Raw genomic sequence first — 25300 nt, forward strand, 5'->3', positions numbered from 1 at the left:
ATGGCGGTACCTGACCGCATGGGGCGCGTGCTGTCCGTCACCTCGGAAATGGTGCCGCTGATCAAGACCGGCGGTCTGGCGGACGTGGCGGGCGCTCTGCCCGCCGCCCTGTCCCCCCACGGGTGGAAGGTGGTCACGCTGCTGCCCGCCTATCCCGGAGTCGCGGCAAAGGTGGGGCGGACCGAAGTTGTCTGGTCCGATCCCGCGCTGTTCGGCGGGCCGGTCCAGGTGCTGCGTGGCATGGTCGGCGCTGCGACGGTGCTGCTGCTGGATGCGCCGCACCTCTATGACCGTGCGGGGACGCCTTACGGCAGTCCGCAGGACTTTCCCGACAATCCGCAGCGGTTCGCGGCCCTGTCATGGGTCGCGTCACGGATCGCGCGCGAGGGGTTGACCGACGGCTGGCGGCCCGACGTGCTGCATGGCCACGACTGGCAGGCGGGCTTCGCCCCCGCCTATCTGCGCTATGGCGGCGAGACCCCGGTGAAATCGGTCATGACGATCCACAACATCGCGTTCAAGGGCATGGCCCCTGCCGCGATGCTGGGCGGGTTGCGCCTGCCGTTCGAGGGGTTCAACGCCAACGAACTGGAGTTCTGGGGGCAGCTCTCCAGCCTCAAGGCGGGTCTGGCGCTGGCGGATGCGATCACGACCGTCAGTCCGACCTATGCGGCCGAATTGATGCGCCACGAATTCGGCATGGGATTGGAAGGGTTGCTTGCCCACCGCGCCGCCGACCTGCACGGCATTCTGAACGGCGTGGACGAAGCGGTGTGGAACCCCGAAACCGACCCTGCGATCAAACCCTTCGGTCGCGCGAAACTGGCGGCCAGACGCGCTAACAAGCTGGCGCTGCTGGCCGAGTTCGGCCTGACCGATGCGGGCGGGCCGCTGGCCATCGTGGTCAGTCGCCTGACCGACCAAAAGGGCATCGACCTGCTGACCGCCTGTGCTGCGGATTTCGTCGCACAGGGTGGTACGCTCGCCGTGCTCGGTGCAGGAGAGCCGCATCTGGAAGAAGCGATGAAGGATCTCGTCAAGGCGCACCCGGGCCGGATCGGGCTGCGGCTGGGATATGACGAGGCGCTGTCGCACCGCATGTTCGCGGGTGGCGACGCAGTGCTGGTGCCGTCCCGGTTCGAGCCGTGCGGTCTGACGCAGATGTACGGCCTGCGGTATGGCTGCGTGCCCGTCGTCGCGCTGACCGGCGGGCTGGCGGACACGGTGATCGATGCCAACCCGATGGCGGTGCAGGCACAGGTGGCGACGGGGATCCAGTTCCATCCTGTCGATGCGCTGGCCTTCGCACAGGCCCTGCGACGGTTGCACGACCTTTATGCCGATCCAAAGGGATGGGCATTGATGCAAAAACGCGGGATGGCGCAGGCGCTCGGATGGGATACATCTGGATCAACCTATGCCAAACTGTACGAGTCCTTGACCGCGTGAATGCCACACTGAATCACGGAATTCCGACACGGCTGCGCGACCATCCGCTGGCCGCCGGTCGCCCCTTTCCACTCGGCGCAACCTTTGACGGGCAGGGCGTGAACTTCGCCGTGTTCTCGGAACATGCGGATGCGATCAACCTGTGCCTGTTCACCGACGATGGTCGCAAGGAGCGTGCCCGCATCCCCCTGCTGGAACGCGACGGCGACGTTTGGCACGTCTATGTCACGGGCCTGACGCCGGGCGCGAAATACGGCTACCGCGTCCAGGGGCCCTATGCGCCGGAGGACGGCCACCGCTTCAACTACAACAAGCTGCTGCTGGACCCGTATGCCAAGCGCATCTCGGGCAAACTGCGCTGGTCGGATGCGGTCATGGGCTACCGCGTCGGCAGCACCAAGGGCGACCTGACCTTTGATAACCGCGACAGTGCCTTTGCGGTGCCGCGGTCGATGGTCGTCGATCCGTCGTTCAACTGGGGTGACGACAAGGCACCCTGCACCAGCCCGTCCGACACCCTGATCTACGAAACCCACGTCAAGGGCATGACCGCCCGGATGCCGGGCGTGTCGCCGATGACGCGGGGCCGGTTCCTCGGCCTGTCATCCGAACCGGTGCTGGAACACTTGAACAAGGTCGGTGTCACCACGGTGCAGCTGATGCCCGTGCAGGCCTTTGTCGACGATCATTTCCTGTCGCAGAAGGGGCTGCGCAACTACTGGGGCTACAACACCATCGGCTTCTTTGCGCCGGAGCCGCGCTACATGACCGATCAGGGCATCTGGGAGTTCCAGACCATGGTGCGGCGGTTCCATTCGGCGGGGATCGAGGTGGTGCTGGACGTCGTCTACAACCACACCGCCGAAGGCAACGAGATGGGGCCGACCCTGTCGTTCCGTGGCTTCGACAATCTGTCATATTACCGTCTGGCTGCCGACAAGCGATTCTACGTCAACGACACCGGCACCGGGAATACCCTGCGCACGGATCACCCGATGGTGCTACGCCTGATCATGGATTCCTTGCGTTACTGGGTCGAGGTGATGCATGTCGACGGCTTCCGCTTCGACCTTGCCACGATCCTCGCGCGCGAAAAGAGCGGCTTCGACCGGCAGGGCGGGTTCCTTGACGCGCTGCGGCAGGACCCGGTGCTGGGCAACGTCAAGCTGATCGCGGAACCCTGGGATCTGGGGCCGGGCGGCTATCAGCTGGGCAACTGGCCGCATCCGTTCATGGAATTCAACGACAAGTACCGCGACAACCTGCGCAAGTACTGGCGCGGCGACCGGGGGCTGACCGCCGATCTGGCAAAGCGCATCGTGGGGTCCGCCGAACAGTTCGACCATTCGGGCCGCGCCGCCACGTCGTCGATCAACTTCGTCACGGTCCACGACGGCTTCGTGCTCGAGGATCTCGTCAGCTACAACGTCAAGCACAACGCCGCCAACGGCGAAGAGAACCGCGACGGCAAGGACGACAACTACTCCGACAACACGGGCCACGAAGGGCCGACCGACGATGCGGCGATCCGCGCTGCCCGCGCCCTGCGCAAGCGCAACCTGCTGGCGACCGTGTTCCTGTCCCAGGGGACACCGTTCCTGCTGTCGGGCGACGAGATCGGCAATTCCCAGTGGGGCAACAACAACACCTATGCGCAGGACAACGATCAGGGCTGGGTCAATTGGCACAAGCCCGATCAGAAGCTGCTCGCCTTCGTCGAACGCCTGTCCCGGCTGCGCCGGGACCATCCGGTGCTGCGGCAGTCGCGGTTCCTGCACAGTCGCGCGCGGCGCACCGATGGCAAGCCGGACCTGTTCTGGCGGATGCCCGACGGGCGCGCGCCGACGGCGACCGATTGGCAGAACCCCGACTGGCGCGCCCTGTCGGTCGAGGTGCGCACATCGTCAGATACGCCCGCCTATGCGGCGTCCACCGACGTGCTGTTTCTGACCTTCAACGCGGGTGACGAGGTGACGGTCGTGTTGCCGGACCTGCCCGCAGGCTGTTTGTGGAAGCTGGTTCTGGACACCGCAGCCCCCGACGAAGGGCCGCAATGCATCAATGGCGCCACCGCACGCGTGGCCGCGCAGTCGGTCTGCGTCTTTGCCCAGACGCCCGCCTGACGGGCCATTCGTCTTTCATCGGTCAGGAGGACCGCAATGACCACGACCACCACACGGCCCATCGCGGGTCAGAAACCCGGCACCAGCGGCCTGCGCAAGAAGACGCGGGTGTTCATGGAACCGCACTATCTCGAAAACTTCGTGCAGGCGGTGTTCGACGCCATCGGCGGGGCGGCTGGCAAGACGTTTGTCGTGGGCGGCGACGGGCGCTATCACAATGACACCGCCGCGCAGATCATCCTGCGCATGGCCGCCGCCAACGGGGCCGCGCGGGTGATCGTGGGGCAGGGGGCGCTGCTGTCGACGCCCGCCGCGTCGCACCTGATCCGCCTGAACCAGACCGATGGCGGCCTGATCATGTCGGCCAGCCACAACCCCGGCGGCCTCGACGAGGATTTCGGGATCAAGTTCAACGGCCCCAACGGCGGCCCAGCCCCCGAAGGGCTGACCGACCGGATCTATGCCCGCACCACCGAGATCACACAGTATCATGTCATCGACGCGCCCGATGTGGACCTGCATACCATCGGCGACAGCCGCCTCGGCGACATGACCGTCAGCGTCGTCGATCCGGTCATGGATTACGCCGCGCTGATGGAGACGCTCTTCGACTTCCCCGCGATCCGCGCGATGATCGCGGACGGGTTCCGCATCAGCTTCGACGCGATGAATGCGATCACCGGCCCCTACGCGACAGCGATCCTGCAGAACCGCCTTGGTGCGGCATCCGGCACCGTTGTGCACGGCACGCCCCTGCCCGATTTCGGCGGGATGCACCCCGACCCGAACCCGACCTGGGCGCACGAGCTGATGGACACGATGAACGGTATGGGCGCGCCCGATTTCGGAGCCGCCAGCGACGGCGACGGGGACCGGAACATGATCGTCGGTCCCGGCATCTACGTCAGCCCGTCCGACAGCCTGGCCGTGCTGGCCGCCGGCGCACATCTGGCCCCCGGTTACACGCAGGGCCTCGCCGGTGTCGCCCGGTCGATGCCCACATCCGCCGCCGCCGACCGCGTCGCGGAAAAGCTGGGGATGCCGTGCTACGAGACGCCGACGGGCTGGAAGTTCTTCGGCAACCTGATGGACGATGGCCGCGTGACCCTGTGCGGCGAGGAATCCTTTGGCACCGGGTCAGACCACGTGCGCGAAAAGGACGGGCTGTGGGCCGTGCTGATGTGGCTCAACATCATGGCGGTGCGCAAGATGGGCGTGGCGGACATCATGGCCGACCACTGGCAGACCTATGGACGCAACTATTACTCTCGCCACGATTACGAGGCGATCGAGACGGAGGTGGCGAACGCGCTGGTCGCCGATCTGCGTGCCGGACTGCCCGATCTGCCGGGCCAGCAGGTGCGGGGGCGCACCATCGCGACCGCCGACGATTACACCTACCACGACCCGGTGGACGGGTCCGTGTCGGAACATCAAGGCATCCGCGTGATCTTCGACGACGGTGCGCGCTTCGTGATCCGCCTGTCGGGGACCGGCACGTCGGGTGCCACCTTGCGGCTGTATCTGGAGGCGCTGGAACTCGATCCCGCGAACTTCGACCACGACCCGCAGCAGGCGCTGGCGGGGATCATTGCGGCGGCCGAGGACATTGCGCAGATCAGGGCCCGGACGGGCCGCAGCGGTCCCGACGTGACCACCTGACGGGGCGCGGGCCGGTGGCGACACCGGCCCGCGCATGGCTCAGCCGACGAACTTCTTGTAGTCGCCTTCGGTCATGTAGTCTTCCATGTCGTCCAGATCCTCTGGCGCGATGGTGAACAGCCAGCCGTCGCCGACCGGATCGTCCAGCAGCAGGGACGTGTTCTTCAGCAATGCGGTGTTCACGTCGACGATTTCGCCGCCGATGGGGGCAAGGATGTCGGACGTGGTCTTGTCGCTTTCGACGACGGCCACCTCGTCGTCCTTGACGACGGTGTCGCCTTCTTCCGGCAGCTCGATGTAAGCGATCTCGCCCAGTTCGGACACGCCGAAGGGCGTCACGCCGACGACGATGTTGCCGTCCTCCTCGCGCAGCCACAGGTGTTCTTCGGTGAATTTCATGGATGGCGCCTCCTTGGGCGGTGTGTCGTTGTGGGTTCAGAATAGCTGCAACGCACGAACCGACAAGCGGTTGCCATGCAACCGCCTCCGCGCAAAGGTGTGTGCAGGGGACGGGGAGGGTGCGATGACCGACATCTATGTGACAGGTGCTGCGCGCACACCGCTTGGCGCGTTCCAGGGGGCCTTCTCCACCGTATCCGCCACGGCGCTGGGCAGCGTGGCGATCCGCGCCGCCGTGGACCGTGCGGGCATCGATCCCGCGTCGGTGAGTGAGGTGCTGATGGGAAACGTCCTGCCCGCCGGTCTGGGGCAGGCCCCCGCGCGACAGGCCAGCCTCGGGGCGGGCATCGGCGACCATGTGCCCTGCACAACGGTCAGCAAGGTCTGCGGGTCTGGGATGAAGGCGATCACGCAGGGCATGGACGCGATCCGTGCGGGTAGCGCCGCCACCATCATAGCCGGCGGGATGGAGAGCATGACCAACGCCCCCTATCTGCTGCCGAAGGCGCGCGGCGGCGCGCGGATCGGGCATGACGTGATGCTGGATCACATGATGTGGGACGGGCTGGAGGATGCCTATGCCACCACCGACACCGGTGCGCGCCGCCCGATGGGCAGCTTCGGCGAGCAATGTGCCGCGCAGTATGGCTTTGACCGCGCAGCGCAGGATGCCTTTGCCACGGCCAGCGTGATGCGCGCGCGCGCCGCGGCAGAGGCGGGGCATTTCGACTGGGAAATCGCGCCGGTCATGGGCGGGCGCAAGCACGACCAGTGCGTCACCCGTGACGAGGGGCCTGACCGCATCGACGTGGCGCGCATCCCGACGCTGCGCGCGGCCTTTGCCGATAGCGGGACGATTACCGCCGCCTCCGCGTCGTCCATCAACGACGGCGCTGCGGCGCTGGTGTTGATGTCGGGCGATGCGATGCGTGCGGCTGGGGTGCAACCGCTGGCGCGGATCGTGGGCCATGCGGCCTATGCGGGCGAACCGGGGTGGTTCACCACCGCGCCGATCCATGCACAGCGCAGGCTGGCGGCGCAGATCGGCTGGTCGCTGGCCGACGTGGACCTGTTCGAGATCAACGAGGCGTTCGCCGTGGTGCCGATGGCGGCGATGGCCGACTGCGACCTGCCCCACGACCGGGTGAACGTGCATGGCGGGGCCTGTGCGCTGGGCCACCCGATCGGCGCGTCGGGGGCACGGATCGTGGTCACGCTGTTGGGGGCGATGCGTGCGCGGGGTGCCCGACGCGGCATCGCCAGCATCTGTATCGGTGGGGGCGAAGCGCTCGCCCTCGCACTGGAGGCCTAGAGCACGGCCGACCTGATCGCGTAGGCCACGACCGTCAGGATCGCGACGCTGACGATCCAGATCGCCACGAACCACGCGATCCGTCGCCACAGGGGGGCTGCGTTCGCCATCAGTGGTATCCCGCCTCCGGGTCCAGCTTGCCGCGGAAGACGTAGTAGGCGTAGGCGGTGTAGCCCAGGATCAGCGGGATCAGCACCACGGTGCCCACGAGGGTGAACCACAGGCTTTCGTCTGGGGCCGCGGCCTCCCAGATCGTGAGGGTGGGCGGGACGATGTTGGGATAGAAACTGATCCCGATCCCGATGAAGCTGATCATGAACAACGACAGCGATGCGAGAAACGCCATCACGTCGTGCCCGCCGGGGGCCAAGCCCTTGAACAGGGCAAAGATCGCAATCAGCAGGGCCACCGGGATCGGCAGGGTCCACAGGACCCCCGGCATCGCGAACCACCGCTCGAAATACACAAAATCCTGAAACGGCGTCAGCACGCTGACGGCTGCGATGAACACCAGTGTCACGATGGCTAGCGGTCGCGCCAGATCGCGCATCCGGTGGTGCACCGCGCCATCGGTCTTCATCACGATCCACGTGGCCCCCAGCAGGGCATAACCCACGACGACGGCCACGCCGGTCAGCACGGTGAACGGCGTCAGCCAATCCCACCAGCCGCCGGAATACTGGCGATCCGTGATCTCAATCCCCTGCACCAGCGCACCCAGGGCGATGCCCTGACACAGGGCGGCCATGGTCGATCCACCGAAGAACGCCCAGTCCCAGACCCATTTCCAGCGTTCCGTCCGCCAACGGTATTCGAACGCGACGCCCCGGAACACCAGCGCCAGCAGCATCAGGATGATCGGCATGTAAAGCGCCGACATCACCACCGCATAGGCCAGCGGAAAGACCGCGAACAGCCCGCCGCCGCCCAGCACCAGCCACGTCTCGTTCCCGTCCCAGATGGGCGCGACCGAGTTCATCATCGTGTCGCGGTCCTTCTTGTTGTGGGCAAAGGGGAACAGGATCCCGATACCCAGATCGAAGCCGTCGAGGATGACATAGACCAGCACCGCAAAGGCGATGATGCCGGCCCAGATGAAGGGAAGATCGAATTCCATGGCTCTGTTCCCTTACTCTGACGGTGTCTGCTGTGCGGGCGTAATGCCCGCCGTGCGGATCGGGCCTTCGCTCAGCTTCGGTTCCGTTCCCGGACGCATGCCCATCAGGCGCATGATGTAATAGGTGCCGGCACCGAAGACGAAGAAATACACGACGATGAACGCGATCAGCGACGCGGCGACTGCAGGTGCGGCCACGGGGCCGAGGCTTTCGGACGTGCGCATCAGGCCATAGACGGTGAACGGCTGACGGCCCACTTCCGTCGTGATCCAGCCCGCCAGCACTGCGACGAAGCCCATGGGACCCATCGCGATGGCCGCGCGGTGCAGTGTCGCACTGTCATAGAGCCGCCCGCGATACCGCTGCACGGCACCAAAGAGGCCGAGGCCCAGCATGGCGAACCCGATGCCCACCATCACGCGAAAGCTCCAGAACACGATGGCAACCGGGGGCTCGTCCTCGTCCGGGATGGTGTCGAGGCCCGCCAGCGGCGCGTTCAGGTCGTGCTTGAGGATCAGCGACGACAGCTTGGGGATCTGAACCGCATAGTCGATCCGCTTTTCCGCCGGGTTGGGGATGCCGAACAGGATCAGCGGTGCGCCGTCCGGGTGGCTGTCGTAATGCCCTTCCATCGCCATGACCTTGGCGGGCTGGTGTTCCAGCGTGTTGATGCCGTGGAAATCGCCCGCCACGATCTGCAGCGGTGTGACGATGATGGCCATCCACATCGCCATCGAGAACATCTTGCGCGACGCCTTGTTGTCGCGGTCCTGCAGCAGGTGCAACGCACCGACGCCGGCCACGACGAAGGCGGTCGTCAGATAGGCCGCCAGCACCATGTGCACGAGGCGGTAGGGGAACGACGGGTTGAACACGATGGCCCACCAATCGACGGGCACGAACTGGCCCACTTCGTTGATGGCGAAACCGGCCGGCGTCTGCATCCAGCTGTTCACGCTCAGGATCCATGTGGCCGACATCAGCGTGCCGCCAGCGACCATCGCCGTGGCGAACATGTGCAGGCCATTGCCGACCTTTTCACGCCCGAACAGCATGATGCCCAGAAAACCCGCCTCGAGGAAGAAGGCGCTCAGCACCTCGTAGGCCATCAGCGGTCCGATCACCGGACCGGCGCGGTCCGAGAACGTGCTCCAGTTGGTGCCGAACTGATAGGACATGACGATGCCGGACACGACGCCCATGGCGAAGGCCACGGCGAAGATCTTTTTCCAGTAGTCGAACAGCACCCGGTAGGTGTTGTCGGCGGTCCACAGCCACAGGGCATTCAGGACGGCAAGGAAGCTTGCCAGTCCGATCGAGAAGGCCGGAAAGATGATGTGGAACGACACGGTGAACGCAAACTGGAAGCGGGCCAGGATTTCTGCGGAAAAACCATCGAGCATGTCGAGTGTCCTTGTCTGCACCCCGTGGGAGGCGGGGCTGAGGGGCATGTGTCATCGCGGTGCCACGCTTTCCATGGGACGAAACCGCGCAGAACTGTAATGTCTGTCGCATAACTAGCGGGTTTCCGGCAATCGTCCGTGACCACGGTCACCCAATCGGTGTGGCACGTTTGTTTTTTCGGTGACAAGCGGGCATGGACCTGCATTGTCACGCCAGCGCACGCACGACTGGCATCTGAGCAAGACTCTGGCATCAGCGCAGGACTGGCATCTGAGGAGGATACGCATGACGACGACACGCAGGACCTTGATGGGGGCGGCCGCAGCGCTGCTGGCCCTGACCGCGACCGGTGCCCTGGCGCAGGAGGTGACGCTGAAGCTGCACCAGTTCCTGCCCGCACAATCCGTTGTGCCGTCCCAGATCCTCGACGTCTGGGCCGACAAGGTCGAGGCGGACAGCGGCGGGCGCATCAAGGTCGACCGCTATCCGTCGATGCAGCTGGGTGGCACACCGCCCGAACTGATCGACCAGGTGACCGACGGGGTCGCCGATATCGTCTGGACAGCCGTCGGCTATACGCCGGGGCGTTTCCCGACGACAGAGGTTTTCGAACTGCCGTTCTTCGTCGAAGATCCGCAGGCCGCCGCCTATGCATTCTGGAAACTCTACGAAAGCGACATGGCGCAGACCGAGTTCGCTGACGTGCACATGCTGGGCACATGGGTCCACGGGCCGGGCCTGCTGCACACCGCCGATCCCGTCGATACTCCCGCCGATCTGCAGGGCATGCAGATCCGCGGCGGGTCGCGTCTGGTGAACCAGATGCTCGAGGCGGTGGGGGCCACGCCCGTGGGGATGCCGGTGCCTGCGGTGTCGGAATCCCTGTCGAAGGGCGTCATCGACGGTGCGACCCTGCCGTGGGAGGTGACGAGCAGCGTGCGCGTGGCCGAACTGGTGCAGAACCATACCGCGTTCGAAGGGGCTGGCCTTTACACCCTGACCTTCATCCTCGCGATGAATCCCGACAGCTACGCGGCGCTGCCCGACGATCTGAAGGCGGTCGTGGATGCGAACTCTGGTCTGGATTTCTCTGTGCTTGCCGCAGGGGTGCAACTGGCGGCCGACGATCCCGCCCGGCAGATCGCCGAGGACATGGGCAACAGCATCGTCACCATCGACGCGGCGACGGTCGCGGCCGACTGGATGCCGCTGGTCGCGCCGATTTATGACACCTGGGCCGCCGAGATGGACGAACAGGGCCTCGACGGGCAGGGACTGATCGACCGGGCCCGCACGCTGATGGCGGAATACGTACCCGCGCAGTAACCATTGCAGCCGCACGTCGGGGCGTCCATGCAGGTCGTGGGCGCCCCGTTGCGTGCGCGTCGACGAACACAGGACCAGCATGTATCCGTTCTTTCTGACCCTTTCGCGCGGCATGGCGTGGCTTGGCGGTGCCATGCTGCTGGTGCTGATCCTGCTGGTCTGCGCATCCGTCCTGGGGCGCGAGGCGAATGGTCTGCTTCACGCAGACGCGGCGCAGGCGCTGGCCCCCGGCCTTGCCGCGTGGGTGCTGGGCCTTGGCATCGGCCCGATCAACGGTGATTTCGAACTGGTCGAGGCGGGGATCGCATTTGCGATCTTCGCCTTTCTGCCGCTGTGCCAGATCACCGGCGGCCACGCATCGGTCGATATCCTGACTCAACGTTTCCCGGACATGATCAGCCGCGGGCTGCGGCTGGTGACCGACATCGTCTTTGCCGCCGTGCTGGTGGTCATGGCGCAGCAGCTCTGGCTGGGGATGCTGTCCAAGAAGGCGTCCGGCCAGACCACGTTCCTGCTGGAAATGCCGGTCTGGTGGGCCTACGCCCTGTCGATGACGGGTGCGGTCGCAGCCGCCGTGGTCGCCTGCTACATCGCCGTCGAACGGCTGCGCGAAGCCGCCACGGGCCGCACCATCCTGCCCGTCGATCTGGAGGCCGACCATTGAGCGACGCAGCCATCGGCATCCTGTCCTTTCCCGCGCTTCTGGTGCTGATCTTTCTGCGGGTGCCCATCGGGCTGGCGATGTTCCTGACCGGGCTGCTCGGCCTCGTCTTCGTCACCGGTGACGCCACGGTGCCGCTGGCGCGGCTGAAGTCCGAGACATTCACCACATTCTCCAGCTATTCGCTGTCCATCGTGCCAATGTTCCTGCTGATGGGGCATTTCGCGACGCTGGGCGGCATGTCGCAGGCGCTGTTCCGCGCCGCCGAAAGCTTTGTCGGTCATCGCAAGGGCGGCGTCGCCATGGCGGCCATCGGGGCCTGCGCGGGCTTCGGCGCGATCTGCGGATCGAGCCTTGCGACCGCCGCCACCATGGGCCGCGTCGCCCTGCCGGAACTGCGGCGCTATGGCTATGCGGGCGGGTTTTCGACCGCGACGCTGGCGGCGGGCGGCACGCTGGGCATCCTGATCCCGCCGTCCATCGTGCTGGTGATCTATGCGATCCTGACCGAGCAGAACATCGCCAAACTGTTCCTTGCGGCCTTCATCCCCGGCGTCCTCGCGGCGCTGGGCTATGTCATCGTCATCTCGATCTACGTGCGCCTCTATCCCGGCAGTGCCGGCACCCGGCGGCGCGTGATCTGGGGCGACCGGCTGCGCGCGGTGGTGGCGGTCTGGCCTGTGGTCGTGGTGTTCGGGCTGGTGGTCGGCGGCATCTATGCCGGCTGGTTCACACCGACCGAAGGGGCGGCCGTCGGGGCGCTGGGGACCGGCCTGATCGCGTGGGGCAACGGCGGGCTGACACGGGCGACGCTGGGCCAGTCGTTCATGGTCACGGCGCGGTCCACGGCGATGATTTTCTTCATCGTGCTGGGGGCTGCGTTCTACAACGGGTTTCTCGCGCTGACGCAGGTGCCGCAGGACATCGCGGGCTGGGTCGCAGATCAGGGCCTGTCGCCGTTTCTGGTGCTGACGCTGATCCTGGTGTTCTACCTCGTGATGGGTTGTCTGATGGACAGCCTGTCGATGATCCTGCTGACGATCCCGATCTTCTGGCCGGTGATGCAGGGTCTGGATTTCGGCTTCGTCAGCCTGATCGACCTGCAGGCGGCGCGCCTCGGCGATCTGATCGCCAGCGGGGCCGTGATTGCGCCGGACCTGCTGGCGCAGGCACAGGCGGCGCTGGCGCAAGGGATGGAACTGACCGCCGATCAGATGCGAGAGATCGGTCTGCGCGGTGCCAACGCCGGTGCACTGGCCCGCATCAACGAGGAGCAGGTCGCGATCTGGTTCGGCATCCTCGTGCTGATCGTGGTCGAGGTCGGTCTGATCACGCCGCCCGTGGGCATGAACCTGTTCATCATCAACGCGATGGACCGCAAGACGCCGATCGGCGACACCTACCGCGCGGTGATGTTCTATGTGGCGTCCGACCTGATCCGTGTCATGATCCTCGTGGCGTTCCCGGCCATCACGCTGGCATTCATCGCCTGGTAGGGCAGGGGCCGTGCCGTCACCCTTGCGGCACCGGCCCTACGGCGGTCGCGCCGCGTGGCAGGGTGCCGGCGATCAGGCGCACCTCCTCGCTGATCCGGGTCAGGCGGTGGGCCAGCGGCGTGTTGCGTCGCCAGACCATCCCGATCCGCCGTTGCGGCGGTGTCCCGGCAAAGCGCTGGACGCACACGGGGGCCGCGCGGGTTTCCACCGGGACCGCCATGTCAGGGATCAGCGTCACGCCGATGCCCGCACCCACCATCTGCACCAGCGTCGCCAAGGCAGACCCGTCCAGCCATTCACGCGGTCGCGCCGTGCCCACCCCGCAGAACGCCAGCGCCTGATCGCGAAAGCAGTGCCCCTCCTCCAGCAGCAGCAAGCGCATCTGGCGCAGTTGCGCCGCATCGGGCACCGGACGGCCTGCATCCGCCGCTGGCCGGATCAGCACGAAATCCTCGTCCAGCAGGGGCACTTCGGTCAGCGCGGGTTCCGATACGGGCAGGGCCACGATGGCCGCATCCAGCAGGCCCGCCCCCAGATCCTCGATCAGCCGCGGCGTCAGGGTTTCGCGCACCTGCAGGTCCAGACCGGGGTATTGCAGCGTCAGCGCGCCGATCAGGCGCGGCAACAGATAGGGCGCGACGGTCGGGATCACGCCCAGACGCAGCCGCCCGATCTGACCGCCCCGCGCGGCCTGTGCCACGTCACCCAGCTCGTCCACCGATCGCAGGATGTCGCGCGCCCGCGCGATCAGCGTCTCACCGAAATCGGTCAGCCGCACGATGCGCGGCCCGCGTTCGAACACCGGCAGGCCCAGCCGCTCTTCGAGGTCGCGGACCTGCATGGACAGGGCGGGCTGACTGACGAACGACGCATCGGCCGCGCGGCCAAAGTGCCGGTGGTCTGCCAGCGCAACCGCATAGCGCAAATGCTTGATCGTCAGGTCTGCCATAAGGATAACCTATCACCGCGATCAGAAGATACAAGTTCCACTGATCGCGTCATCCGGCTATGACGACCCGGTAACGTGACAGATATCGAGGAGATCGACATGGACGGCAGCGATGCAGCCAAGCTGGGCCAATGCCCGATGGGCCATGCCCGCCCCACTTCCGTCAACAGCGCCCGGTCCGTGCGCGACTGGTGGCCGAATCAGCTGAACCTCAAGATCCTGTCGCAGAACCTGCCGGATTCGAATCCGCTGGGGCCGTTCTTCGACTATCCGGCGGCGTTCAAGTCGCTGGATCTGGAGGCATTGCGCGCCGATCTGGTCGCGCTGATGACCGACAGCCAGGATTGGTGGCCCGCCGACTACGGCCACTACGGTCCGTTCTTCGTGCGCATGGCGTGGCACTCGGCCGGCACCTACCGCACCGCAGACGGGCGCGGCGGGTCGTCGTCCGGCACCCAGCGTTTCGCGCCGCTGAACAGCTGGCCCGACAACGGCAACCTCGACAAGGCGCGGCGCCTGCTGTGGCCGATCAAGCAGAAATACGGCAACAGCATCAGCTGGGGCGACCTGATGATCCTTGCCGGCACCGTCGGCATGGAAACGATGGGCCTGCCGTCCTTCGGCTTTGGCGGCGGTCGCGCCGACCACTGGGAGCCTGAGGAGGACATCTACTGGGGCGCCGAGGATACGTGGCTGGCTGATGGCCGCTATAGCGGCGAGCGCGAGTTGCAGAACCCGCTGGCCGCCGTGCAGATGGGCCTGATCTACGTCAACCCCGAGGGGCCGAACGGCAACCCCGACCCGGTGCTGTCCGCCCGCGACATCCGCGACACCTTTGGCCGGATGGGCATGGACGACGCGGAAACGGTGGCGCTGATCGCCGGTGGCCACACCTTTGGCAAGGCGCACGGCGCGGGCGATGCGGCCCATGTCGGCAGCGAACCCGAAGGGTCCACCATCGCCGAACAGGGCTTCGGCTGGACCAGTACGTTCGAGACGGGTCGCGGTGTGCATACCATCACATCCGGCCTTGAAGGGGCATGGACGCCGAACCCGATCGCCTGGGACATGGCCTATTTCGACATGCTGTTCGGCTTCGATTGGGAGCTGACGAAAAGCCCCGCCAGTGCCCACCAGTGGCGGCCCACGACCCGCGACGCGGACGATCTGGTGCCGGACGCCCACGATCCGTCGCGTCGTCACGCGCCGATGATGTTCACGTCCGACCTCGCCCTGCGCGAGGATCCGTCCTACAGCGAGATCAGCATGCGCTATCACGCGGACCCGGCGGGCTTTGCCGATGCCTATGCCCGCGCGTGGTTCAAGCTGACGCACCGCGACATGGGGCCCGTGTCCCGTTACTTCGGGCCGTGGGTCCCGCAAGAGGAACTGCTGTGGCAGGACCCGCTGCCCGTGCGTGACCACGACCTGATCGACGATGCGGACGTGGCGCAGTTGAAGGCGGATCTGCTGCAGACCGGTCTGACCGTGTCGCAACTGGTGGGCGTGGCCTGGGCGTCCGCTTCGACCTATCGCAACAGCGACAAGCGGGGCGGGGCGAACGGCGCCCGCATCCAGCTGGCCCCGATGAAGGACTGGGAGGTGAACCGCCCCGCCGAACTGGCCGACACCCTGCGCCTGCTGCGCGACGTGAAGGACGCGTTCGACGCCAGCCAGACCGGCGGCAAGCGCGTGTCGCTGGCCGACCTGATCGTGCTGGCCGGAACGGCGGCGGTGGAACAGGCGGCACGGGATGCGGGGCACGACCTGACCGTCGACTTCATGCCCGGTCGCACCGATGCGTCGCAGGACCAGACTGACGTGGACTCCGTCGACCTGCTGCAGCCTGCCTCGGACGGGTTCCGCAACTATCAGCGGGCCGACTACACCGTGTCGCCAGCCGAGTTGCTGATCGACAAGGCGCAGCTTCTGTCCCTCACGGCAGCAGAGATGACGGCGCTGGTCGGCGGGCTGCGGGTGCTGGGCGCCAACTGGGACGGCAGCGAACACGGCGTGTTCACCCACCGCGCGGGCCATTTGACCAACGATTTCTTCGACAACCTGCTGTCGATGGAAACCGCGTGGACGGCGATCGACGACGACCTGCATTTCGAGGGGCGTGACCGCAAGAGCGGTGCCCTGCGCTGGACGGCGACGCAGACCGACCTGATCTTCGGGTCCAACAGCCAGCTGCGCGGGTTGGCTGAAACCTATGCGGGGCCCGCGGCGGAACACCGGTTCGTCACGGCCTTCGTCAAGGCCTGGGTCAAGGTGATGAATCTCGACCGGTTCGACGTCGAAAGCCCGACCAAGATCTGACGTAGTCTGCGTTCCGATCCATGAGGCCGGGGTGCCGCGACCGATGTGTCGCGGCACCTCGATCATCACCGGATGGCGCCTCTTGCCAGCGCCATCGCTTTCGACCCAGACTATGGCCCATGGTCACTCTCAAGGATATCAGCCGCGAAATCGGATTGTCGGTCACGCAGGTCAGCCGCGCGCTGGGTGGCCATGCGGACGTGAATCCCGATACCCGCGACCGCGTTCGCGCCACCGCCGACCGGCTGGGCTATCGCCCCAATGCCATCGCCCGCGGGCTCAAGACCGGGCGGTCCGGCATAATCGCGATGGTCGTCGCCGGGACGCGCACACCCGAATCCAATGCCCATCTGTTCGAGATCGTCATGGGCCTGTCCGCCGAGATTTCGGCGCGCGGCCAGACCTTCGTGCTGCACGTGGCCGAACCGGGTGCCGATACCATGCGCCTGCATGCCGAACTCTACCGCAGCGGCAGCATCGACGGCTTCGTGCTGATCGGGCCCGCGTCGGACGACCCGCGCATCGCCCGGCTGAAGAAGCTTGGCGCACCGTTCATCGTGCACGGCCGCGACCCTGCGCAATCGCACGCCTTCGTCGACATCGACAACATGGCGGTGGGGCAGGTGATGGCGGACCACCTGCTGCGGCTGGGCCATCGCCGGATCGGCGTCCTGAACGGGGTCGAAAGCGAGTTCTTCGCCGTGCAGCGCCGCCGCGGCGTGCTGGCGGCGCATGCGGCACATGGCGTCGCAGCGGACCCCGCCCTGATGCTGTCGATGCCCATGATCGCGCCCAACGGGCGACGGGCGACGCTTGCGCTGCTGGACGCACCACAACCGCCGACGGCCATCATCGCGGGCAATACCCCCCTTGCACTGGGGGTCTATCAGGCCGCTGCGGCACGGGGCATCCGCGTACCGCATGACCTGTCGGTGCTGGCCCACGACGACGGTCTGGACATGTGTCCGCCCGACAGCTTCACCCCCGCGCTGGGTGGCACCATAGCCCCGCTGACGACAGCGTGGGTGGCGCTTGCGGACCATCTTGCCGACATCATCGCCGCCAAAGACGGCCCTTCACATAGCCGGATTCTTGACTTAACCTTTCGGAAAGGATGCTCGGCGCGCGCGATATCTGTTGACACAAGGGGGCACGCCGTTCCTTAGTCCGAAACGTTTCGGGGCAAACCGAACACACATACTCTGGGAGGAGACAACCACATGATCCGCACATTGTCCGGCGTCAGCGTCCTTGCGCTTTTGGCCGTATCCGCAAGCTCTGCGAGCGCGCAGGACCTGATGTTCCCGAAAGGCGAGGGCGCCTTCAACTGGGACAGCCTGCAGGCATTTGCAGATGCCAACGATCTGTCTGGTGAACAGGTCACGGTGTTCGGCCCCTGGCTTGGCCCGGATCAGGCCGCGATCGAGACGGTGCTGGCCTATTTCGCCGACGCGACCGGCGCCGACGTGCGCTATACCGGGTCCGACAGCTTCGAGCAGCAGGTCGTGATCGACGCCGAGGCCGGATCGTCCGCCAACGTCGCCGTGTTCCCGCAGCCTGGTCTGGCGTCCGACATGGCCGCCCGTGGCTTCCTCGCGCCGCTGCCGGCCGAAGTGGGCGCCTTCGTGGCCGAAAACTATGCCGCCGGTCAGTCGTGGGTCGATCTGGGCACCTATGCGGGTCCCGACGGCACAGAGGCCTTCTATGCCTTCCCCTACAAGGCCGACGTGAAGTCGCTGGTCTGGTATGTCCCCGAGAACTTCGAGGATGCGGGCTACGAAGTCCCCACCACGATGGAAGAGATGAAGGCGCTGAGCGATCAGATCGTCGCCGACGGCGGCAAGCCCTGGTGCATCGGTCTGGGTTCTGGCGGCGCGACCGGCTGGCCCGCGACCGACTGGGTCGAAGACCTGATGTTGCGCATGCAGACGCCCGAGAACTACGACGCGTGGGTGTCGAACGAACTGCCCTTCAACTCGCCCGAAGTCGTTGCAGTCATCGAGGAATTCGGCTTCTTCGCCAAGAACGAGGACTATGTCGCCGGTGGCGTGGCATCGGTCGCCTCGACCGACTTCCGTGACAGCCCCAAGGGCCTCTTCGACAGCCCGCCGCAGTGCTACCTGCATCACCAGGCGTCCTTCATCCCCGCGTTCTTCCCCGAAGGCACGCTGGTCGGCGAAGATGGCGATGCCAACTTCTTCTTCACGCCGACCTATGCCGATCAGGATCTGGGCCAGCCCGTGCTGGGCGCAGGCACCATGTTCGCCGTGACCCAGGACAGCCCGGCGGCACAGGCGCTGATCAGCTTTCTGCAGACGCCGATCGCACACGAGATCTGGATGGCGATCCCGGATCAGGGTTTCCTGACGCCGCTGACCACCGCCAACCTCGACACCTACGAGAACGACACCCGTCGTGCGCAGGGCGAGATCCTGACGAACGCGACAACCTTCCGCTTTGACGCATCCGACCTAATGCCGGGTGGCGTGGGTGCCGGATCGTTCTGGACCGGCATGGTCGATTTCGTCGGCGGTGCCGAGGCGCAGACCGTCGCCGATCAGATCCAGGCGTCGTGGGACGCCCTGAAGTAAGCAGTCCCCGGACGTGCCGAACCACAGTCGGGGCCCGGTCGTTGCACCGGGCCCCGATCACCCCTCCGCATGCGAGGGTGAAGACAGTCACATGAACGGGGGGAGCGTCCATGAATCCGGCCTTGCTAGGCGTATTCACGATTTTCGTCGGTGTGGGCGGCTGCCTGGCGTATTTCTATTTTTCCAACGTCCTGCTGGACAAGGTGATCTTCCCGGCCAAGGGCATCCATGCCGGTCGGAACATCAACCGCGCCGAAAAGGTGCGTCCGTGGCTGTTCCTTGCCCCCGCGATCCTTGCGCTGGGCACCTATCTTGCGTATCCGGTCGTGGCGACGATCTGGCTATCGCTGACCGATCGCAGCCAGGGCGATGCCTTCGTCGGGCTTGCCAACTATCGCCAGATGGGACTGGATCCCAAGTTCTGGGAAGCGTTGCGCAACAACATGTTGTGGCTGATCGTGGTGCCTGCGGCCTCGACGGCCTTCGGCCTGCTGGCGGCACAGCTGACCGACCGCATCCGCTGGGGCAACATCGCGAAATCCATCATCTTCATGCCGATGGCGATCTCCTTCGTCGGCGCGGCCGTGATCTTCAAGCTGGTCTACGACGCGCGCCCGGCCGGCACCGGACAGATCGGCATCCTGAACGCGGTCTGGCTGCAGTTCGACGGTGGCATCGGATCGCTGATCGTGCTGCGCATCCTGCCGATCCTGTTGCTGGTCCTGATGGCGGCTGGTCTGGCGCTGCTGGCGTGGATCCTGATCCGCCCCGTGGTCAAGCCGGATCACCGCCGCCCCGGCCTGATCGAGACGCTCGTGCGGCTGCTGGCCAGTGTCGTGTCGGTGCTGGTCGTGCTCGCCTGTCTGCGCGGCATCCTCGCCGCCGTCGGCGGCACCTATCCCTACGGCGTGCCGCAGCAGTGGCTGACGATCCCGGTGTGGAACAGCTTCTTCCTGATGATCGTGCTGATCTGGATCCAGACCGGATTCGCCATGGTGATCCTGTCCGCCGCCCTGCGCGGCATCCCCGAGGAAACCATCGAGGCCGCGATCATCGATGGTGCCAACCCGCTGCAGATCTTCTTTTCGATCAAGATGCCGCAGATCGCCCCCACGATCGTGGTGGTCTGGACGACGATCACCATCGTCGTGCTGAAGGTCTTCGACATCGTCTATGCCATGACCAACGGCCAGTGGCAGACGCAGGTGCTGGCCAACTACATGTACGACAAGCTGTTCCGGTCCAACGACTGGGGTGTGGGGTCTGCGGCGGCGATGGTCATCATGCTGCTGGTGACGCCGATCCTGATCTGGAACGTCTATAACGCCCGCAAGGAGATGCGCTGATGGATGGCATGGCTGGCGGCAAATCCTCGCTCTCCTGGGCGGTGAACATCTCGGTCGTGGTGCTGGTGCTGCTGTGGCTGTTCCCGACGGTCGGCCTGCTGGTGTCGTCGTTCCGCACCGCGGACCAGATCGCCGGGTCCGGCTGGTGGACGGCGATGCTGCCGCAGGAACGCAACGAGACGCTGCGCACCGACCGCCCCGGCGATCTGGAAACGATCCCGCAGGTGGACGGCGTCTATGTGGTCGAAGGCAACCTCTTCGTGGCCGACGGTCGCACCGAAGGCGGGGCCGCGATCAGCGCCTGGGGCACCGGGTCGCTTGCGATCGATGAGTTCGTGCCGGGTGACACGGCCCCGCTGGACGACGGTCAGGCGATCACCGTGCAGGAAAACGGCGACTACGTCTGGACCAGCCCGACCCCGCAGGAGGGGCGCGGTCAGCGCGTGTTCACCACTGCCGCGACCCCGCCCGAATTCACGGTCGAAAACTATGACAACATGCTGTTCGACCCCAGCAACCGCGAGGGGATGACCAAGGCGTTCTTCAACACGCTGACCGTGACGATCCCCGCCACGATCATCCCGATCCTGATCGCCGCCTTTGCGGCCTACGCGCTGGCGTGGATGGATTTCCCGGGCCGTGCGCTGTTGATCGCCGCCGTCGTGGGTCTGCTGGTGGTGCCGCTGCAACTGGCGCTGATCCCGCTGTTGCGCCTGCACAACGAGATCGGGATCGGCAAGGGCTACCTCGGCGTCTGGCTGGCGCATACGGGGTTCGGGTTACCGCTCGCGATATACCTCTTGCGCAACTACATGGTCGGTCTGCCGCGCGACATCATCGAGAATGCCCGCGTCGACGGTGCGACGGATTTCCAGATCTTCGTCAAGATCATCCTGCCGCTGTCCTATCCCGCACTTGCGTCCTTTGCGATCTTCCAGTTCCTGTGGACGTGGAACGACCTGCTGGTGTCGCTGGTGTTCCTGATCGACAGTTCCGGCGATACCACCGTGATGACCAAGCAGATCGTCGAGCTGCTGGGCAGCCGCGGCGGCAACTGGGAAATCCTCGCCACCGCCGCCTTCGTGTCGATCGCCGTGCCGCTGCTCGTCTTCTTCTCCCTGCAACGCTTCCTCGTCCGCGGCCTGCTGGCCGGGTCCGTGAAATAAAGGAGCCCCCCGATGGCCACGCTCAAGCTGACCCAAGTCGAGAAAACCTACGGCGGCACGATCGACGTCCTCAAGGACATCAACCTTGACATCAAGACGGGCGAGCTGATCGTGTTCGTCGGTCCGTCGGGCTGCGGCAAGTCCACGCTGCTGCGCATGATCGCGGGGCTGGAAAAGATTTCCGGGGGCGAGTTGCAGATCGACGGGCAGGTCGTGAACGACATCCCGCCCGCCCAGCGCGGCATCGCGATGGTGTTCCAGTCCTACGCGCTCTATCCGCACATGACCGTGCGCGACAACATGACCTTCGCGCTGAAGCTGGCTAAGAAGTCCAAGTCCGAGATCGACGCCGCCGTGTCCAAGGCCGCGCGCATCCTGCAGCTGGAACCCTACCTCGACCGTCTACCCAAGGCGCTGTCTGGTGGCCAGCGCCAGCGGGTCGCGATCGGCCGCAGCATCGTGCGCGACCCCAAGGTGTATCTCTTCGACGAACCGCTCTCGAACCTGGACGCGGCCCTGCGCGTCGCCACCCGGATCGAGATCGCGCAACTCAAGGAATCGATGCCCGACAGCACGATGATCTATGTCACCCACGATCAGGTGGAGGCGATGACGCTGGCCACCCGCATCGTGGTGCTGGCCAACAAGGGCATCGCACAGGTCGGCACCCCGCTCGAACTCTACGAGCGGCCGCAGAACGAGTTCGTGGCCCAGTTCATCGGCAGCCCGGCGATGAACCTGCTCGCTGGAGAGATCGTCGCGACCGGGCCGGAAACCACCGTGCGTCTGGTCGGTGGCGGCACCGCCACTGCCGCCGTGGCGACGCAGGCCTCCGACATGGGGCTGAAGGTCAACGTGGGCGTCCGGCCAGAGGATCTTCTCTCCGTGGAGCCCGGCGCGCCCTACATCTTCGAGGGTAAGGTGAACATCACCGAAGCGCTGGGCGAGGTGACGCTGCTCTATTTCGACCGGATCCGCGACAACGACGCGGTGATCGGCAAGCTGCCGGGCATCCATCAGGGCCTGCGCGGCACGACCGTCCGCATGACGGCCCGCCCCGAAAAAGTGCAGATCTTCCACAACGGTCAGTCGCTGCACTACCGCTAAGCGGGAAAGGCGTCCCATGCCCACGATCCTCGTCCTGAACGGCCCGAACCTGAACCTGCTGGGGCAGCGGCAGCCCGACATCTATGGTGCCGACACGCTGGATGACGTGGCTGCCCTGTGCCGGGCGGCTGCGGGCGATGCGGCGACGATCCGCATGGAACAGTCGAACCACGAAGGCGTGCTGATCGACCTGATCCACGAGGCACGGCAGACGGCGGCGGGCATCGTGATCAACGCGGGTGCCCTGACACACAGCTCCATCGCGATCCTCGATGCGCTCAATGCGTTCGACGGTCCGGTGATCGAGGTGCACGTGACGCAGGTCCACCGGCGCGAGGCGTTCCGTCATCATTCCTACATCTCGGCCCGCGCCGACGGCGTCATCGCAGGGCTCGGCACCTTCGGCTATGCCGCCGCCGTCCAGCGCATCTGCGCCCTGATCACCTGACAGCAGGGCAAAACATGACCCACATCCTCGCCATAGACCAAGGCACCACATCGACGCGCGCCATATTGTTCGACGCCGACATGATGCCAGTGGCCACCGCACAGGAAGAGTTTCCACAGGTCTTTCCGCAATCGGGCTGGGTCGAACACGATCCATCGGATCTGTGGTCCACGACGGCGGCCACCTGTCGCGCCGCCATCGAAAAGGCCGGGTTGCGGGCCACCGACGTGACCGCCATCGGTATCACCAACCAGCGCGAGACGACGCTGATCTGGGACCGTGCCACCGGCCAGCCCATTCATAACGCCATCGTCTGGCAGGACCGCCGGACCGCCGACATCTGCCGCGATCTGGCCGACCATGCGGATATGGTCAGTGCTGTCACGGGCCTGCTGCTCGACCCCTATTTCTCGGCGACCAAGGTGAAATGGATCCTCGACCACGTGGACGGGGCCCGCGACCGGGCCCGGACGGGCGAGTTGGCCTTCGGCACCGTGGACACGTGGCTGATCTGGAACCTGACGGGCGGCGCATCCCACGTCACGGACGCCACGAACGCCTGCCGCACCATGCTCTACGACATCCACGCCGGCGCGTGGTCGCAGGCGATCTGCGAGCTGCTCGACATTCCCATGGCGCTGCTGCCGACGGTCCACGATTGCGCCGCCGATTTCGGCATCACGCGGCCGGACCTGTTCGGGCGGCCGATCCCGATCCTCGGCGTGGCGGGCGACCAGCAGGCGGCGACGTTGGGACAGGCGTGCTTCAAGCCCGGCATGGTGAAATCGACCTACGGTACCGGCTGCTTTGCGCTGTTGAACACGGGCGACACGCCGGTGGCCTCGACCTCGCGGCTGCTGACGACCATCGCCTACCAGCTCGACGGCAAGCCGACCTACGCGCTGGAAGGGTCCATCTTCATCGCCGGTGCCGTGGTGCAATGGCTGCGCGACGGGCTCAAGATGATCCGCGAGGCCAAGGAGACGCAGCCGCTCGCGGAAAACTCCGACCTAGACCAGCCCGTGATCCTCGTGCCCGCCTTCACCGGCCTCGGCGCGCCCTACTGGAACGCCGACTGCCGCGGCGCGATCTATGGCCTGTCGCGCAATTCGGGGCCAGAGGAGCTGGCCCGCGCCGCCCTCGAATCGGTGGGCTACCAGACCCGCGACCTGCTCGATGCCATGCGCGCCGACTGGGCGGGGCAGGCGGGCGACGCCAGCTTGCGCGTCGATGGCGGCATGAGCGCGTCGGATTACGCGATGCAATTCCTCGCCGACATCATCGACGCCCCGGTGGACCGCCCGCGGGTGCTGGAAACCACGGCGCTGGGGGCCGCGTGGCTGGCAGGCCAGCGCGCGGGCCTCTACCCCGATCAGGCGGGCTTCGCCGCACGCTGGGCGCTGGACCGGACCTTTGCCCCCGCGATGGCCCCCGCTGACCGGGCGCGCAAGTACCATCAGTGGACCCGCGCCGTCCGGGCCACGCTGACCTACGCGGGTGCCGACTGATCCTCGCTTTTTACGAAAGTACTCCCCCGCCGGAGGCGTCCCACGCCAGCCGTTGACACGCCCCCGCCGATCCCCTAAGCGCCCCCTACTGGTGTTGGTGGCCCCCGCAAGGGGATTGCCTGTCGGGGCATCCGCCCAAAGGACAACGCCCTTCACGTCCCCCGCGGACCCGAACCGAAGGAGATCAGCCGTGACCAAACGCACGTCTGCCAAGTACAAGATCGACCGCCGCATGGGCGAAAACATCTGGGGCCGTCCGAAGTCCCCGGTCAACCGCCGCGAATACGGCCCCGGCCAGCACGGCCAGCGCCGCAAGGGCAAGGTTTCCGACTTTGGCCTGCAGCTGCGCGCCAAGCAGAAACTGAAGGGCTACTACGGCGACCTGACCGAAAAGCAGTTCCGCCGCATCTACACCGAGGCCGAGCGGGTCAAGGGCGACACGGGCGAGAACCTGATCGGCCTGCTGGAGCGTCGTCTGGACGCCGTGGTCTACCGCGCGAAGTTCGTGCCGACCGTGTTCGCTGCCCGTCAGTTCGTGAACCACGGCCACGTGACCGTGAACGGCATCCGCGTGAACATCCCCTCCTACCGCGTGAAGGAAGGCGACGTGATCGAGGTCCGTCAGAAGTCCAAGCAGATGGAACTCGTGATGGTCGCAGCCCAGCTGCCCGAGCGTGACGTGCCCGACTACATGGAAGTCGATCATTCCAAGATGGTCGCAACGTTCGTGCGCACTCCGACACTGGGCGACGTGCCGTATCCGGTGACGATGGAACCGAATCTGGTCGTCGAATTCTACGCCAAGAACTAAGCGCCCCGCGCGTTCGTTCTGCCAGGGCCGCCCTTCGGGGCGGCCTTTTGCATGTGCGGGTGGCCCAGCTGTCTTGATGCCGTCGCATCCCCCGCGCTAGAGGGG

At 66.0% G+C, this 25300-nt stretch carries 21 protein-coding genes; 16 read left to right on the plus strand and 5 right to left on the minus strand.

Annotated elements, in window-relative coordinates; genetic code table 11:
* The 3 genes from glgA to BMX16_RS12005 are packed head-to-tail and all read left to right on the plus strand — an operon-like array spanning position 1 to position 5234.
* Entirely contained in the window at positions 1 to 1449 is a 1449-nt protein-coding gene (gene glgA / locus BMX16_RS11995; protein ID WP_245731509.1) for a glycogen synthase GlgA, read from the plus strand.
* Entirely contained in the window at positions 1446 to 3572 is a 2127-nt protein-coding gene (gene glgX / locus BMX16_RS12000; RefSeq protein WP_245731511.1) for a glycogen debranching protein GlgX, read from the plus strand. The genes glgA and glgX overlap by 4 nt, the downstream gene beginning before the upstream one ends.
* A 36-nt stretch (positions 3573 to 3608) precedes the next feature.
* Positions 3609 to 5234 carry an alpha-D-glucose phosphate-specific phosphoglucomutase gene (locus BMX16_RS12005; protein WP_089903782.1) on the plus strand — a complete coding sequence of 542 codons (1626 nt, stop codon included), beginning with the start codon at positions 3609 to 3611 and terminating at the stop codon, positions 5232 to 5234.
* A 39-nt stretch (positions 5235 to 5273) separates the two neighbouring features.
* Here the strand turns inward: BMX16_RS12005 and BMX16_RS12010 are convergent, their stop codons facing one another.
* Positions 5274 to 5633 (minus strand): glycine cleavage system protein H, encoded by a 360-nt coding sequence (locus BMX16_RS12010; protein ID WP_089903786.1) that lies wholly within the window; start codon positions 5631 to 5633, stop codon positions 5274 to 5276.
* Positions 5634 to 5757: 124 nt separating this feature from the next.
* Here BMX16_RS12010 and BMX16_RS12015 point away from each other — a divergent pair, with 124 nt between their 5' ends.
* On the plus strand, positions 5758 to 6945 hold the full coding sequence (locus BMX16_RS12015) for an acetyl-CoA C-acyltransferase (RefSeq protein ID WP_089903790.1): 1188 nt from the start codon (positions 5758 to 5760) through the stop codon (positions 6943 to 6945).
* On the opposite strand, the gene BMX16_RS12020 is transcribed toward BMX16_RS12015, so the two are convergent.
* From BMX16_RS12020 to BMX16_RS12030, 3 genes are read right to left on the minus strand one after another with little or no spacing between them, the layout of a single operon-like run.
* Entirely contained in the window at positions 6942 to 7055 is a 114-nt protein-coding gene (locus tag BMX16_RS12020; RefSeq protein WP_089903795.1) for a DUF2474 family protein, read from the minus strand. The genes BMX16_RS12015 and BMX16_RS12020 overlap by 4 nt on opposite strands.
* Positions 7055 to 8062 (minus strand): cytochrome d ubiquinol oxidase subunit II, encoded by a 1008-nt coding sequence (gene cydB, locus BMX16_RS12025; RefSeq protein ID WP_089903797.1) that lies wholly within the window; start codon positions 8060 to 8062, stop codon positions 7055 to 7057. The genes BMX16_RS12020 and cydB overlap by 1 nt, the downstream gene beginning before the upstream one ends.
* A gap of 12 nt (positions 8063 to 8074) precedes the next feature.
* Positions 8075 to 9466: a cytochrome ubiquinol oxidase subunit I gene (locus BMX16_RS12030; RefSeq protein WP_089903809.1), complete on the minus strand. Its 1392-nt coding sequence runs from the start codon at positions 9464 to 9466 to the stop codon at positions 8075 to 8077.
* A gap of 286 nt (positions 9467 to 9752) precedes the next feature.
* On the opposite strand from BMX16_RS12030, the gene BMX16_RS12035 reads away from it, so the two are divergent.
* The 3 genes from BMX16_RS12035 to BMX16_RS12045 all read left to right on the plus strand — a co-directional run bounded on the left by BMX16_RS12035 (position 9753) and on the right by BMX16_RS12045 (position 12950).
* Positions 9753 to 10793, plus strand: coding sequence for a TRAP transporter substrate-binding protein (locus tag BMX16_RS12035; RefSeq protein WP_245731512.1), 1041 nt, complete (start codon positions 9753 to 9755; stop codon positions 10791 to 10793).
* A gap of 79 nt (positions 10794 to 10872) precedes the next feature.
* Positions 10873 to 11457, plus strand: a complete 585-nt coding sequence (locus BMX16_RS12040) for a TRAP transporter small permease (RefSeq protein WP_089903815.1) — start codon at positions 10873 to 10875, stop codon at positions 11455 to 11457.
* Positions 11454 to 12950 (plus strand): TRAP transporter large permease, encoded by a 1497-nt coding sequence (locus BMX16_RS12045; RefSeq protein WP_089903818.1) that lies wholly within the window; start codon positions 11454 to 11456, stop codon positions 12948 to 12950. The genes BMX16_RS12040 and BMX16_RS12045 overlap by 4 nt, the downstream gene beginning before the upstream one ends.
* A 16-nt stretch (positions 12951 to 12966) precedes the next feature.
* Here the strand turns inward: BMX16_RS12045 and BMX16_RS12050 are convergent, their stop codons facing one another.
* Complete coding sequence (locus tag BMX16_RS12050) at positions 12967 to 13899, minus strand: LysR substrate-binding domain-containing protein (RefSeq protein ID WP_089903821.1); 933 nt, start codon at positions 13897 to 13899, stop codon at positions 12967 to 12969.
* Positions 13900 to 13998: 99 nt separating this feature from the next.
* Between BMX16_RS12050 and katG the strand changes: the two genes are divergently transcribed.
* The 9 genes from katG to rpsD all read left to right on the plus strand — a co-directional run bounded on the left by katG (position 13999) and on the right by rpsD (position 25195).
* A complete protein-coding gene (katG, locus tag BMX16_RS12055; RefSeq protein WP_089903824.1) occupies positions 13999 to 16218 on the plus strand; it encodes a catalase/peroxidase HPI in 2220 nt (739 codons plus the stop codon).
* Positions 16219 to 16337: 119 nt separating this feature from the next.
* Positions 16338 to 17384 (plus strand): LacI family DNA-binding transcriptional regulator, encoded by a 1047-nt coding sequence (locus BMX16_RS12060; RefSeq protein WP_177174651.1) that lies wholly within the window; start codon positions 16338 to 16340, stop codon positions 17382 to 17384.
* 54 nt (positions 17385 to 17438) lie between these two features.
* Positions 17439 to 18809, plus strand: a complete 1371-nt coding sequence (locus BMX16_RS12065) for an ABC transporter substrate-binding protein (protein WP_089903830.1) — start codon at positions 17439 to 17441, stop codon at positions 18807 to 18809.
* Positions 18810 to 18919: 110 nt separating this feature from the next.
* Entirely contained in the window at positions 18920 to 20155 is a 1236-nt protein-coding gene (locus BMX16_RS12070; RefSeq protein WP_089903833.1) for a carbohydrate ABC transporter permease, read from the plus strand.
* Positions 20155 to 21321, plus strand: a complete 1167-nt coding sequence (locus tag BMX16_RS12075; protein WP_089903837.1) for a carbohydrate ABC transporter permease — start codon at positions 20155 to 20157, stop codon at positions 21319 to 21321. Before BMX16_RS12070 ends, BMX16_RS12075 begins: the two co-directional genes overlap by 1 nt.
* Before the next feature lie 12 nt (positions 21322 to 21333).
* Complete coding sequence (locus BMX16_RS12080; RefSeq protein ID WP_089903838.1) at positions 21334 to 22428, plus strand: ABC transporter ATP-binding protein; 1095 nt, start codon at positions 21334 to 21336, stop codon at positions 22426 to 22428.
* A gap of 16 nt (positions 22429 to 22444) precedes the next feature.
* Complete coding sequence (aroQ, locus tag BMX16_RS12085; protein ID WP_089903841.1) at positions 22445 to 22876, plus strand: type II 3-dehydroquinate dehydratase; 432 nt, start codon at positions 22445 to 22447, stop codon at positions 22874 to 22876.
* A gap of 14 nt (positions 22877 to 22890) precedes the next feature.
* Positions 22891 to 24384, plus strand: coding sequence for a glycerol kinase GlpK (glpK, locus tag BMX16_RS12090; RefSeq protein ID WP_089903844.1), 1494 nt, complete (start codon positions 22891 to 22893; stop codon positions 24382 to 24384).
* Positions 24385 to 24574: 190 nt separating this feature from the next.
* The gene (gene rpsD / locus BMX16_RS12095) at positions 24575 to 25195 is read left to right on the plus strand and encodes a 30S ribosomal protein S4 (protein WP_089903847.1); all 621 of its coding nucleotides are present in this window, start codon (positions 24575 to 24577) and stop codon (positions 25193 to 25195) included.
* Positions 25196 to 25300 lie beyond the last annotated feature (105 nt).

Origin of the sequence: Loktanella fryxellensis, assembly GCF_900110065.1 — a bacterium.
In the GTDB taxonomy this organism is placed as follows: domain Bacteria; phylum Pseudomonadota; class Alphaproteobacteria; order Rhodobacterales; family Rhodobacteraceae; genus Loktanella; species Loktanella fryxellensis.

Coding starts and splice junctions, on each gene's coding strand:
- glpK (WP_089903844.1), top strand. CDS start 22,891: ATGACCCACATCCTCGCCATAGACCAAGGCACCACATCGACGCGCGCC.
- BMX16_RS12080 (WP_089903838.1), top strand. CDS start 21,334: ATGGCCACGCTCAAGCTGACCCAAGTCGAGAAAACCTACGGCGGCACG.
- BMX16_RS12075 (WP_089903837.1), top strand. CDS start 20,155: ATGGATGGCATGGCTGGCGGCAAATCCTCGCTCTCCTGGGCGGTGAAC.
- BMX16_RS12015 (WP_089903790.1), top strand. CDS start 5,758: ATGACCGACATCTATGTGACAGGTGCTGCGCGCACACCGCTTGGCGCG.
- BMX16_RS12040 (WP_089903815.1), top strand. CDS start 10,873: ATGTATCCGTTCTTTCTGACCCTTTCGCGCGGCATGGCGTGGCTTGGC.
- BMX16_RS12065 (WP_089903830.1), top strand. CDS start 17,439: ATGATCCGCACATTGTCCGGCGTCAGCGTCCTTGCGCTTTTGGCCGTA.
- BMX16_RS12010 (WP_089903786.1), bottom strand. CDS start 5,633: ATGAAATTCACCGAAGAACACCTGTGGCTGCGCGAGGAGGACGGCAAC.
- aroQ (WP_089903841.1), top strand. CDS start 22,445: ATGCCCACGATCCTCGTCCTGAACGGCCCGAACCTGAACCTGCTGGGG.
- BMX16_RS12005 (WP_089903782.1), top strand. CDS start 3,609: ATGACCACGACCACCACACGGCCCATCGCGGGTCAGAAACCCGGCACC.
- cydB (WP_089903797.1), bottom strand. CDS start 8,062: ATGGAATTCGATCTTCCCTTCATCTGGGCCGGCATCATCGCCTTTGCG.
- glgA (WP_245731509.1), top strand. CDS start 1: ATGGCGGTACCTGACCGCATGGGGCGCGTGCTGTCCGTCACCTCGGAA.
- BMX16_RS12020 (WP_089903795.1), bottom strand. CDS start 7,055: ATGGCGAACGCAGCCCCCCTGTGGCGACGGATCGCGTGGTTCGTGGCG.
- BMX16_RS12060 (WP_177174651.1), top strand. CDS start 16,338: ATGGTCACTCTCAAGGATATCAGCCGCGAAATCGGATTGTCGGTCACG.
- BMX16_RS12050 (WP_089903821.1), bottom strand. CDS start 13,899: ATGGCAGACCTGACGATCAAGCATTTGCGCTATGCGGTTGCGCTGGCA.
- BMX16_RS12035 (WP_245731512.1), top strand. CDS start 9,753: ATGACGACGACACGCAGGACCTTGATGGGGGCGGCCGCAGCGCTGCTG.
- katG (WP_089903824.1), top strand. CDS start 13,999: ATGGACGGCAGCGATGCAGCCAAGCTGGGCCAATGCCCGATGGGCCAT.
- BMX16_RS12030 (WP_089903809.1), bottom strand. CDS start 9,466: ATGCTCGATGGTTTTTCCGCAGAAATCCTGGCCCGCTTCCAGTTTGCG.
- BMX16_RS12070 (WP_089903833.1), top strand. CDS start 18,920: ATGAATCCGGCCTTGCTAGGCGTATTCACGATTTTCGTCGGTGTGGGC.